This is a genomic window from Aliirhizobium cellulosilyticum (assembly GCF_014198105.1).
GTDB lineage: Bacteria > Pseudomonadota > Alphaproteobacteria > Rhizobiales > Rhizobiaceae > Neorhizobium > Neorhizobium cellulosilyticum.
The window spans coordinates 196,492-208,933 of sequence record NZ_JACIGW010000003.1 but is presented as its reverse complement, the minus strand read 5'-3'; the positions used below and the strand labels follow the sequence as shown (position 1 = coordinate 208,933).

Annotated in this window: 11 protein-coding genes; 4 read left to right on the top strand and 7 right to left on the bottom strand. The window is 53.1% G+C overall.

Annotated elements, in window-relative coordinates; translation table 11 throughout:
• The first annotated feature begins 269 nt into the window (after positions 1-269).
• Positions 270-1,172, top strand: a complete 903-nt coding sequence (locus tag GGE33_RS15425) for a DnaJ C-terminal domain-containing protein (RefSeq protein ID WP_183824621.1) — start codon at positions 270-272, stop codon at positions 1,170-1,172.
• Positions 1,173-1,208: 36 nt separating this feature from the next.
• Here GGE33_RS15425 and GGE33_RS15420 read toward each other — a convergent pair whose 3' ends face one another.
• The 5 genes from GGE33_RS15420 to GGE33_RS15405 all read right to left on the bottom strand — a co-directional run bounded on the left by GGE33_RS15420 (position 1,209) and on the right by GGE33_RS15405 (position 7,910).
• Entirely contained in the window at positions 1,209-1,781 is a 573-nt protein-coding gene (locus GGE33_RS15420; protein ID WP_183824618.1) for a hypothetical protein, read from the bottom strand.
• 193 nt (positions 1,782-1,974) lie between these two features.
• On the bottom strand, positions 1,975-2,307 hold the full coding sequence (locus GGE33_RS27510) for a four-helix bundle copper-binding protein (RefSeq protein ID WP_343062469.1): 333 nt from the start codon (positions 2,305-2,307) through the stop codon (positions 1,975-1,977).
• 190 nt (positions 2,308-2,497) lie between these two features.
• A complete protein-coding gene (locus tag GGE33_RS15415; protein WP_183824615.1) occupies positions 2,498-3,421 on the bottom strand; it encodes a bestrophin family protein in 924 nt (307 codons plus the stop codon).
• A gap of 117 nt (positions 3,422-3,538) precedes the next feature.
• Entirely contained in the window at positions 3,539-6,655 is a 3,117-nt protein-coding gene (locus GGE33_RS15410; protein WP_183824611.1) for an efflux RND transporter permease subunit, read from the bottom strand.
• A gap of 1 nt (position 6,656) precedes the next feature.
• On the bottom strand, positions 6,657-7,910 hold the full coding sequence (locus tag GGE33_RS15405; RefSeq protein WP_183824609.1) for an efflux RND transporter periplasmic adaptor subunit: 1,254 nt from the start codon (positions 7,908-7,910) through the stop codon (positions 6,657-6,659).
• Positions 7,911-8,115: 205 nt separating this feature from the next.
• Here GGE33_RS15405 and GGE33_RS15400 point away from each other — a divergent pair, with 205 nt between their 5' ends.
• Entirely contained in the window at positions 8,116-8,592 is a 477-nt protein-coding gene (locus tag GGE33_RS15400) for a DUF992 domain-containing protein (protein ID WP_183824605.1), read from the top strand.
• 100 nt (positions 8,593-8,692) lie between these two features.
• Positions 8,693-9,151, top strand: a complete 459-nt coding sequence (locus GGE33_RS15395) for a hypothetical protein (RefSeq protein ID WP_210303673.1) — start codon at positions 8,693-8,695, stop codon at positions 9,149-9,151.
• 20 nt (positions 9,152-9,171) lie between these two features.
• Here GGE33_RS15395 and GGE33_RS15390 read toward each other — a convergent pair whose 3' ends face one another.
• Positions 9,172-10,782 (bottom strand): zinc ribbon domain-containing protein, encoded by a 1,611-nt coding sequence (locus tag GGE33_RS15390; RefSeq protein WP_183824602.1) that lies wholly within the window; start codon positions 10,780-10,782, stop codon positions 9,172-9,174.
• 394 nt (positions 10,783-11,176) lie between these two features.
• Positions 11,177-11,578, bottom strand: coding sequence for a response regulator transcription factor (locus GGE33_RS15385; RefSeq protein WP_246436138.1), 402 nt, complete (start codon positions 11,576-11,578; stop codon positions 11,177-11,179).
• 373 nt (positions 11,579-11,951) lie between these two features.
• On the opposite strand from GGE33_RS15385, the gene GGE33_RS15380 reads away from it, so the two are divergent.
• Positions 11,952-12,425 (top strand): DUF992 domain-containing protein, encoded by a 474-nt coding sequence (locus tag GGE33_RS15380; protein WP_183824598.1) that lies wholly within the window; start codon positions 11,952-11,954, stop codon positions 12,423-12,425.
• Positions 12,426-12,442: the final 17 nt, after the last annotated feature.

The window sequence follows — 12,442 nt, the reverse complement described above, 5'->3', positions numbered from 1 at the left end:
ATTTGGGTTGGAGGTTTCAGTTCTTGATGATTTCTCAGGTTTCCGATTTTTAGTTTGTCGAGGGGGCGCAATCGCCAATCCGATGCGCGAGATCGCATGCCGCTACAGTGGGTTACGCTCCCGATGGAACACTTCGCACGATCCGATCGGAACAAGGTATCTGAAGCATGTGTTCAAAGTTGAAACGGACCAAACCGAGACTTTGGTTTAGTTGTGGTCAGGCGCTTCGCGACTAATGTCCATCTTAAAATTCACGGGATAAGATGAACATGGCTGATCCTTACGAGACGTTAGATGTCGCGAGGACCGCGACACAAAAAGAAATTCAGAAGGCCTACCGCAAGCTCGCCAAGAAACTGCATCCGGACCTGAATCCAGGAGATAAAGATGCGGAGGAGAGATTCAAGCAGGTGTCCGCTGCGTATGCGATCCTTGGCGACGAAGAGAACCGTCGCCGTTTTGACCGTGGTGAGATTGATGGTGACGGCACGGAGGTACCAACTCGTAATGCGCATCGGCGTTCGCCCAAAGGCGGCGACACCGCGTTTCACCGGAGCTCCGGAGATTTCGCCGATTTCGGGGACGTCAACGATCTGTTCTCCACCTATTTTTCAGATATGGGACGTAGTGCGAATAGACCACGGCGGGGACAAGACCTTCGCTATAAGCTGGACGTGAGCCTCATTGATGCTGGTGCAGGAACGACGAAGACAATCAACGCTTCCACTGGAACGTTTGATCTCCAAATTCCTGCTGGCATTCGCGATGGTCAAGTTTTGAAGATAGAGGGCAGGGGGCAATCTGGTGCTTTTGATGGCCCAGCAGGAGATGCTCTGTTCGAGATCCATGTTTTACCTGATAAGCGCTTCAGTCTTGACGGTGATAACCTAAGAGCAGAGGTGCCAATCTCGATCCGCGAGGCGGTACTTGGTGGACGAGTGGAGGTGCCAACTATTACAGGCGCGGTAGCTGTAACTGTCCCACCAAATTCCAGCTCTGGAAAATCGCTCCGGCTGAAGGGGAAAGGCTATCCAAACAGGTTTGGTGGTCATGGGGATATGCTGATATCACTCAAAGTCGTGCTTCCACAGGTTCTCGACCCGGAGCTTGTCAACTTCATGGAAAACTGGAGCGAAGGCGAGCAGTTCAATCCAAGAGCCGTGCACGCGTGATAATCGGCGAAGGACCACGATACTACCGTGGAAGCTTTAACGGGTCGGCATCCATTCGGTTTGCCTTGCCGTTGCTGCCTGTCCGGAAATGAAGTGCCGATCCCGGCACCATTGTGGAGAAATCTCTGGCATTTGCGCCAATGACGCGTGAACGCTCCGTGGCGCGGACATTCGGAATCCAATGTAAGCGACATCGGTGACAACCACCAGCTTCTGCCCTCGATGCGTCTGGCCCCGCTTCTCCATAGACAGGCGAACGACCTCCGGGGCTTCATCGTCTGAAACATCAAGGTTCCTCAGGATGTCTCGCGCTTTAGTCCATTGGCCAAGGTAAGGGATTATTTCGCGGTTTCGTTCAAAATCCAACATCACGAACAACATGTTTTCGGGGTCAGCACCGCGGTTGATTCCTTCCCTATCGTTAAGCTCATGCCCCGCCATCGAGGTATGGCCACCTCGGCCTATTCCGTAGTAATGATAGTGTCGATGCATTTTAGTGAGATACTCTGTCTTCCAAATCACCTGATTGCAGTCAATTAAGTTCTCTTGAGCTTCGCAAACGGTGTGAAGCGTTTCGAGAAACTCGGCACGTCCGTTTCTGAACAGCATCGGATTACCCCTACGGTAACGGGTTTCTAGGGCTTTCACCTGGATGACTGAATGAGGCCAGGTTTGCTTACGTTGTTAAAGGGCGCAACTTCTGGCGCCCTCAACTGGTTGTTATGTTCTGTTCGCTAGTCGGCAACGGCTGCGTAAAGCGATGCACACGTTGTCAGTGTGCATCGCTTTACGTGGATGAGGCTTAGGCAGCCATCATCGAGCAGCTTTCAGCGCAAGCACGGCAAGCATCAACGCAGTCCTGCATTCCTCCAGTTTTCTCACAAGCCGCCGCGCACTCGAGGCAAATCTCTGCGCATTCCTTGCAAGTGTGCTTGTGGTGTGGGGTTTCGAGAATCATGAAGTGAGCTGACGTCCTGCACATTTCAGCGCACGCGAGCATCAGCCGGATGTGTGCGTTTGCAGCAACGGTGTCGCTAGTAGTCGGCTTAAACACCGTGGCGGTTCGCAGGCAGGTCGAATAGCAGGTGAGGCATTTCTCGATACAATCAGCTATTTCCGGATTTAGTTTATCCACCTTGAGCTCCTAGTTTGACGTTGGTTGATACCTTTCAAAGGCTAGCGCTCTTACGTTCCTGGTGATTGTAGAATCGGTGGTTCCTCGTCCAGATGCGTCGAAATCCCTGAGGTTAGCCTGGCTGCCCACCATATTTGAAGCAATCGCCTAAGGTTTTTGCGCTTGCTAATGCGACATTCCACTGATGACGTTAGACCAAAATATGATCACGAGGTTGAGGCGCTGAGGGAAGGTTCGTTTCGCCAACCGCACGTCGCATTTCGATCTCGATCGTCGTAGCAATCGCGCCGATTGCTAGCGTGTTTGGATGGTGACCGAAGGGATCTTCCAGTTCGTCCCCTAGAGCATCCAATCCAAAAAATGTGTAAGCAATCAACGCGGTTACGATCGGGGTTCCCCAACCCAAGGTGTCTGCAAAGCCGAAAGGTATGAGGAAACAGAATGCGTAGGCCGTGCGATGAAGCAAAAGTGTGTAACCAAATGGCAGTGGAGTGTTTTTGAGCCTCTCACAGGCAACCTGCATCTGGGTCATTTCTCTGAGCGTGGCATCAAACATCTGGAAGTCGTGATCAGAAATGAGCTTGCGAACTCGAAGTTCTGTGAATTCATCCATGATTGACGTCAGTATCTGGTCAGGTTCGAGACCCGATGCTGACTTAGACGGTTCTGGTTCTTTGGTCGCTCCGCTCGCCGTCGTGCTATACCCGCTGTCTGGACGAAGACGTGACACCAAAGAATGGGCGAACACATAGCAATTCTTCAGTACCCTCGACCGTGACCCCGATGCCTCGGGACCGAGGCGTTCGATGAAAAGCGTCTGTCTTGCAAGGGTTCTACTGCTGGTGACGAGTTGACCCCAACACCTACGGCCTTCCCACCACCGATCGTAGCAAGCGCTGTTACGAAATCCCAGAAAGATCGATAGCGCGATCCCGACCAACGAAAACGGAGCGCCGTCGAATTTGAAGGTTTTTGCTGGCCAGTGCTCTCGGGCAAATACGATCGTAATGGACAGCACCGTGATGAAGATCAGGTGCGGAAGGACGCGGGGGACAATCGAGCCTTGGACGATAAAAAATAGCCGTAGTAGGTTGGGTTTTTCTCGGACGATCATGGGGTGCTGCCTAAAAGTCGTGTTTCATGGGTTTTACATTGGAGAAAACCGGCTTCAGCCAGTGGGTCTTGCCAACGACCTCCTCGACTCTCTGGAATAGTTTGTCGTCACTTGATCTCAGTCGACATTGCTATTTTCAGGAGGTACGGTGATTGAAGGTCTACGGCGGGAAACGAGCGACGCTAACCTTTCCAGGTAGAGGTAGACGACGGGGGTGGTATATAGCGTCATCATCTGGCTGATGATGAGACCACCAACGATGGTGTAGCCTAGTGGCTGTCTAAGTTCCGAACCCGTTCCTGTGCCGAGCATCAGCGGAACGCCTCCAAAGAGGGCGGCGAATGTTGTCATCATTATCGGCCGAAAGCGAAGCAAGCACGCTGTCCTGATTGCTTCCTCGGGCGCCATTCCCTGCAATCTCTCCGCCTCGATTGCGAAATCGACAATGAGGATCCCGTTCTTTTTGACTATGCCTATCAGCAGAATTACGCCGATGAGCGCTATGATGGTGAAGTCAAAGTTGAAAGCCCAAAGAATAGCTAGCGCACCCAGTCCGGCCGAGGGGAGGGTGGAGAGAATTGTAAGTGGATGTATGTAACTCTCATACAGAATTCCAAGGATCACATAGATCACACACAACGCGGCCAACACGAGAAGCGGTTCCGACGCTAGTGACGACTGAAAGGCCTGGGCGCTGCCCTGAAAGGTGCCGGTGACCGTCTCGGGCGTGCTGATCGTAGCCTGCGCCTTCTCTATCGCAGCGACCGCCTCGCTTAAAGCGACGTTCTTTGCCAAATTGAATGATAGGGTTACCGATGGAAACTGGCTTTGATGAGTTACGGATAGAACAGCTGTCGGTTCAGTTGACTGGGTAACCAAGAGGTTCAAAGGCACCTGCTCTCCAGTGAGGGGTGACTTAATATAGATCCCGTCAATTGCTCTTGGTCCGGACTGAAACTGTGGCTCAAGCTCCAACACCACGTGGTAACTGTTTACGTCCGTGAAAAACTGAGCGACCTCTCTCTGGCCAAAGGCATCATACAACGTGTTGTCGATAGTTTGTGCCGTGATTCCAAATCGTGAGGCCTGGTCTCGATCAATTGCCAACGTCACAGTCGCGCCGCCGTTTTGCTGATCCGTGGCGACATCAGTTATCTCAGGCAGCGTTTTCAGCTTCATCAAAAGCTTCCCGGCCCACTGATTGAGCTCGTCACCATCGCCATCCTGCAAGGTGTATTGGTACTGGGTCGCGGAGCTGCGCCCACCAACGTTGATGTCTTGCGCAGCCTGGAGGAATAATTGAGCGCCGTTCAAATCCGCGAGTTTAGGCCGAAGCCGTTGAATGATCTCCGAGGCCGAAGCCGACCTTTGTTCCCTTGGTTTCAGAGTAATGAACATATGTCCGGTATTGACGGTCTGTCCGGCACCGCCACCTACAGCCATTCCAACTGTCGCGACATCTGGGTCGGTGGCGACGATCGCTCCAGCCTGCTTTTGGTGGTCAACCATCGCTTGGAAAGAGATGTCCTGCGCGGCCTCCAGTACACCGATTAGCAGCCCAGTGTCCTGAGAAGGAAAAAAGCCCTTTGGGATCTGGATGAAAAGAACTCCCGTCGCGACAATTGAAGCTAAGAAAACCGAGAAGGTGATGGCGTGAAATCTCAGTGCGAGGTCCAAGGTCCTGCGATAGCCGGAAAGGATCGCGTCAAAACCTCTTTCGAAGGCCAAGAAAAGCCTACCGTGTCTAACTTCACGCTCTGACTTGAGGAAACGGGCGGCCATCATCGGTGTGACGGTGAGAGACACTATGGCGGATACGATGATTGTCATCGTGACGGTGATAGCGAACTCTTGAAACAGCCGCCCGACAATTCCCCCCATAAGTAACAACGGGATAAACACCGCAACGAGTGAAGCACTGATCGAGATGATTGTGAAACTTATCTCCGAAGCACCGTCTATCGCGGCGCGGATGTGCGACTTCCCGAGCTCGATGTGTCGTTGAATATTCTCGATCATAACGATCGCATCGTCGACCACGAAACCAATCGCGATACTTAGTGCCATCAAGGATAGATTATCGAGACTGAACCCAGCAACGTACATGAGAGCTAGGGTCGTCATCAGAGCCAAAGGCACTGTGACACTCGGTATCGCCGTCGCCCAGAAACTACGCAGAAAGATAAAAATAACAATGATGACGAGGGCGATGGTGATTGCCAAGGTTGTCTCTACATCAAGGACAGAGGCTTGAATGGTTTCTGTTCTGTCGCTCAGAATGGAGAGTTGTATCGCCGCGGGAGAGATAGCTTCTAGATGCGGTAGCGCTGCCTTGATTGCGGCAACGGTATCGATGACATTCGCGCCTGGAAGCTTGAATATAGGCAACAAAATTGAGGGGTTGCCGTTTGCCCAGGCCGCTAGCTGCGAGTTTTCCGGACCGTCAATCGCTTGACCAATATCTCGCACTCGGATTGGAGCACCGTTCTTGTAGGCGACGATCGCAGAGTTCCATCCTTCCGCAGTCAAAAGCTGATCGTTGTCGTAGATCGTGTAAGTTCGTGCAGAGCCCTGAATTGTTCCTTTCGGAGCATCCGCAGACAAACCCGTCAGCGCCGAGCGGACATCCTCAAGCCCAAGATCACGTTCAGCGATCGCTGATGGGTTTATCTGAATGCGGACTGCGGGCTTTTGCTGCCCGAATACCACTACCTGCGACACCCCACTCAGCTGACTAATGTGTTGAGCCAAGACGTTCTCGGCATAGTCATCGACAGCTGTAAGGGGCATCGTAGTGGAGGTCAGCGCCAAGATGAGTATTGGCGGATCAGCCGGGTTGACCTTTCTATACGTTGGCGGTGACGGCAAATTCGTGGGGAGTTGTCCGCCCGCGGCACTAATCGCGGTCTGAACATCTTGAGCGGCGCTGTCCACATCGCGAGACAAATCAAATTGAAGGGTAATCGAGCTACTCCCAAGCGTGCTCGTCGAGGTCATCTGGGAAACGCCAGGGATCTGACCAAATTGCCGCTCCAACGGCTGGGTCACGGAGGTAGCAATCGTCTTTGGATCGGCGCCGGGCAATTGTGCGGAGACTTGGATTGTTGGGAAGTCGATTTGGGGAAGAGACGCAACCGGCAAGAACGGGTAGGCGCCAACGCCGACACCAAACAGTGCGACCATAAGAAGGGACGTAGCGATCGGACGATTGATAAACCAGGTTGAGATCGACATTTCAATCCTTCACCTGGGACGCGGCGACGTAGTCGGAAGGGGTTACTGTCACGTTGGGCGATAACCTGTACTGACCGGTGACGACTACCTTTTCTACAGATGAGATCCCTGACGTTACGACAGTGCGTTCATCCTGAGTTTCGCCTACTGAAATCGGCTTCACTTGTGCCTTGCCGGTGTCATCCACGACGTAGACGAAGAAGCCGTCTGGCCCCCTCTGAACGGCAGCAGACGGGATAGTTAAGGCGTTTACTAGGACTTTTGCACGCAAACTTATCGAGACAGCCTCTCCGGGCCAAAGAGAACCCTTGGGATTTGGAAAGGTCGATTTAATTCGGATGCTGCCGGTTGCCTCATCAATCACATTATCGATAAGTGACACTTTGCCAGTCGCCAACACCCTCGCCTGCCCTATGGACTTGGCGATCACAGGGACAGACCCCGATTGCATCGCGGCCTCGACCTCCTCGAGATCACCTTCTTTGAGGGTCGAGATAGTAGAAATCGGATCGACCTGCGTGATTGTTACGATTGCTGTTCCACTCGCAGCCCTGATTTGATTGCCAGGATCCACGGCAAGTATCCCCGTCACGCCATCGATCGGCGCCTTAATCTGCGTGTAGGAGAGTGAAACCTCGGCAGCTTCCTTAGCCGCTGTATCGAGCGCGAGTTGCGCCTCAAGATTTTCAACTTGGGCACGTTGTTGCTCGAGCACTTCTTGCGTAACGATTTGCTGAGCAGCGAGTGTGGTGTCTTTTCCAAGCAGGTATCTGGCATTTCCTAAATCAGCCTGGTCCTGCTGGATCCTGGCATTAGCCTGATCTAAGGCCGCTTGATATGGACGTGGATCGATGACGACGAGCAGATCACCTCTCGCGACATGCTGACCTTCAGTGAAATGAATACTCTGTATTTCACCATCGATTTGAGAAGTTATGGAAACTGTGTTCTCCGCCTGTGCGGTACCTAATCCAGTTAAGTAGACTGCGACGTCCTCGGCTGTCGGCAAGGTAACCTGCACCGGAATGCTCGTCGATGAAGCGCTGATGGCTTGCGCATGAACCACTCTCGGTATCTGCAGAATTAAACAAGCTGCGATAACTGCAGAGGCCGTACTGCGAGCGAAGATACGTCTGCTGTAGATCTGTCGACAGGGGAACATGTCTGTTGCTTCCTGATGCCGGTTTTCACCCGCTACGTCATTAATCCTGATGTGCATCTCGACAGCATCGGTGGTCCTTGACTGCCGAACCATGATGCAGAGCTCGCACTGGCTAGACTAATCGTCCAGTAGCGCTGGCGCATCTATACGCAAGTGTAGGCCTCGCATCGCGGGCGCCACGCGGCGTGCTTTCCTCGGGTCTCCTATACGTCTGGATGATTTTTCTCGATCTGACGACACGCAATACTCGACCAGTTCCTCAATCGAGAGGATTTTCGGAGCAACACGGAGATTAACAATGAGACACTTAGGGACTCTCATCCTTGCCACTGCCATTTCAACAGTTTGCCTTCCGCATTTGGCACAAGCTAACGGCGATGTCGTGAAATCACTTGGAATTCTCGAATGTGATATGGACGTGCCGATCTACGAGGCCATCCAGTCGCAAGAAGACGTCGCTTGCCAGTACAACGCGGATAAGGGCGGTATGCGCACGAAACTGGTGGGCACTATAACCGACGGGCTGATTGACAAGGCCGAAATCAAGGATGGAGTGATGCGATGGAGAGTGTTTAGCGCGTCGTCTCCCATGGGGTCGCTAATCGGCACTTACAAATCCGTGGAAGCCCCTGATGACTTGCGGCTGCCACCCTATTCGCGGGTCTTGGCAAAGAACACATTGTTCGATGTTGTATTGGAACCCGATGTCACCCCACAGGATGGCCTACTGAATTTCGCGGTTGGCATTTCTGCTCTGAGACTACGCGCCGAGTGACCTATACCAAGGAATATGCGGCAACACCATGCGTATGATTACGCCAAGGCCGTCCTGCAAGGCATGTTCACAACGACAACACCAAACTAGGAGAGTGAGCATGTCGAAAGTGAATTCGAGACGACCCGAAATTTATTCTATTTCGGTTAGCGCAGGGGGGCTGCTTTTGATGGCTGCAGCTCTCTCTTCGTGCGTGACCGAGTCCGGCACCCAATCGAAAGAAAATGACCTCGCGGCCGCTGGCTTCGTAGTCAGACCCGCGAACACGCCCGCTCGTCAAGCTATGCTGAATCGTTTGCCCCCAAACAAGTTCCTCACGAGGACAAAGGGCGATAACGTGAGCTACGTTTATGCCGATCCGGTCAGTTGCAAATGCATCTACGTTGGCTCCCAGACGGCATACAACGCATATCGTCAGGCTCGCCAGCAAGAGCGCATTGCCAACAAACAGCTTTGGGCTGCCCAAACTTACGCGGACGCGCGTTGGAATTGGGGACTGTGGGGCCCAAATCAGTTTTCTAATTTTGATGGCCCATGGGGTCCAGGTTACGGCTGGTGACTTAAAGGGTATCGTGCCAATCATGTTGTTAACTCAACTTGACGAGTTTTGCCGCACAGCGCTTGCGCACTGCTCGGAAGGTACCTCACCTGGTGGCGATGATCGTTGAAGTAACTACTATCGTCTCTCGGATCGGCCGGGGACCCTATCCTCCGGGTATGTCGCTCCAGATGCTCGCGCACGAGCAGTTGAAGGACTGTCTTACGAAAGCCAGGCCGTAACGCCGGGAATGATCGGAAACGTTCCGATCCAATGTTACGACTTGCATTGACATCCGCATGAATCTTGTTGCCGCACCAAAGGCATGCAAATCGCGCTTGGTTGCGTCTGTTTCGCTTGTCGACATAGCCGCAACAGGAACAGGTCTGGCTGGTATAAGCCGAGACGACCTGCGTGCTTTCGATGCCAAACTCCTGCTGGATTGCGACCAGCTTCGTGTTCAGCACGCTGCGACCGCAATTCTGAATGATCCGGTTTAGGCGTTTCGACAGGCCTGGAACGCGAAAATCCAGGCGTTCCAACACCAGTCTGGTCGGCTTGTGCGTCGCGATCAGCCTGTTGATCACCCGGTTGATTTCCGTCGTTATGAAGCCTCTGGCGCGGGTAACGTGGCGCCGATAGCGCACCGAAGTCCTTGGTTTGGCTCCGGACCGCTGGACGTGCCGGGCTATGCCGCTGATCGTGGCATCAAGCGCCTTAAGCCTGCCCAGAAAGTTCCGGCCAAGGAGATCACCGTCACCGGTGGCAAACATCGTTGTGAGACCGAAGTCCAGCGAAACGTTCCGCTCGGGGTTTAGCCTGTAGGACTCCGTCGATGCGGCAAAAGCCTTGCCGACGTCCGTGATGACGCCAACGGTGAACAACCCGGTCTCGCGGTCCTCGATAATCTGGAAAGACTTCTTTCGTTCCCCCCGTCGCTGTTTGAAGCGCTCATAACCGTTCACCGGGATCGCGAGGGACCCACCACGTCCTCTTCCCATCTGTAGTTTCAGCCAGAAATCGAACGATTTAGCTTTCTCGGCTGCAGCCATTGATGCGATCCGTTGATCCACCACCATCCCGATGCGCGAGAAGCTCGGCAGCCGGTGGCGCCGCAAAATCTGCCGCATGATGTTTTGCGCAAGGCGCCGGACCGACATCGCGATCAATTCGCCTTTGACGTGGAGCGGTCGTTTAAGGTCAAACCAAGCCTTCATTCGGTTGATCACGAAATGCGCATGTCGCTGATCGGCCGAGATGGTCGATACAAATACCGAACGGATGAAGTCGTTTTGTCGATTTGAGATGAAGCTGTTCAGAGTTCCCAGAACCTGCTCACGAACCATCTGGACCTGAGCAGCTCCAATTGAAGCCTTCATACTAGCCAGTGGATCGACCAGGCCACTGATCATCTCGGGCAGCCGCTTTTTGCGAGCTGCAGATGATTCAAGACTGTAGTAGCCAGAGATCTGGAGAAGGAGACCGAGCCTAGCTTCGGCGCCTTCTTTCCGGTGTCTCGTTGCCGGGTCATAGAACGGATCGAACTGCCCCTCTGCGAAGAAGCATCGCCACTGCAGTGCAGCCATCGCCGTCGCGCACACACGCCATTTTCGCAGCATATCCTTCACCAGGGCGTGCTTTGCGGCATTCATATGCGTAGACAGCTTGTCGCAGCGGAAGACGCTCGTGCATTTTCCGGCAGATACCTTTTTCTTGACCAAAACGATGAGACATATTGCGTTAGCAATATTGCACAGCGAAATCTCATAAGGCGTCAAGCCAAAAACGAATTAACAACACGATTGGCCCGATAGCCTTTTTTGTTAGGGAGCCGATTTGGATCGTCAGGCTTCCAACGTCCACTTCGGCAAAAGCAAGCTAGACCAGCTTATGAACGAACCGTACAGCGATGGAATTGTCCGAATAGCCGGAACTTCACCGGCCAAAACGGCAGCGAGGAATGGACATGTGAGCGCAGGACCCCGCGGGTGCCTGCCACTCGAAATGGTTCTCGCGACCTCTTGTGTTAGCGAAATTTGACACGCTTCATGCGACTTTGGGTTCGCCCTTTAAAATGTCATGTATCGAGATGACCAAGACTTCCGTGTCGAATGGTTTTGATAGAAAACCGACCGCGCCCTCGGCTATTGCAGCGTCGCGTATCCTAGCCTCGCAATGTGATGTCATCATTATGAAGGGCGGGCAAGTCCCACGGGATGCAAGACACTTTACTAGGTCAATCCCACTCATTCCCGTCATAACAAAATCGACTAGCATGAGGCCGATCCGTTCATGATGGTTTGACCTTAGAAACTCCTCACCCGCAGCGTAAGCCCGCGCCTCATAGCCCAAGGACATGATCAAATCCGCGAGCGCCTCGCGGATCCCAAGGTCGTCATCCACAACCGCAACTATTGGGGCATTTTCCAACATATTCACCTTTGTCATCAAATGGGGCGGTTAATGGAAATGTCGTGTGGCATCGCACAGATATTGGTTTCATTCCCGTGGCTTAACATGCGACATTAATCGATGGCCTGAAATTGTGCGTTCGTGTCGTGCACCTATACCAAGGTGCCGCTTAGCGTCGACGACTAGACTGGCGGCACAATGCAGCCTCTGGCTTGATTGAGACGTGCCAGGGGCCAGGGTAGACCAAAGGATAGCGTCAAAGACACTTGAGTATGATTTTTGCAGGTGAACTCAAATCGTAGAGTGAGACCGTTAAGGGACGTAGGACCTTCAGAGATCCACGTGATCCCGTAGCTGAATTTCGATCAGTATCTCACCGCCTAAACGGCCGTAACTTGAGGAAACCATCATGCGACACCTTCTCATCTCCACAGCGGTTGCGTCCGTAATAACGCTCGGCTGCGTGAGTGCCGCGGCCGCCGCAAGCACCGAAGTCGGACATCTCGAATGTGACGTCTCTTCAAGCATCGGAGTGATTATTGGAGGACAGCAAGAGGCGAGCTGTGTGTTTGTCCCTGCTGACGGTGCACCCACGGTACCTTACAAGGCAAAAATCACCGAGTTTGGGTTGGATATCGGTGAAATCAGCAAAGCAAAAATGACCTGGTTGGTTTTTGCACCATCATTTCGGGACCATGCTTCTCTCAATGGGACGTATACTGGTGTGAGTGCTGATGCAGCACTTGGCGTCGGCGCCGGGGCAAAGGTCTTGGTTGGTGGCCTCAATGGTACGATCTCGCTGCAGCCCATTACCCTTCAAGTTGAGGAAGGCATCAATCTGGCCGTCGGGATTTCCTCGCTTACGCTACACGCGGAAAAATGACCCTCCCCAGGGTTTAT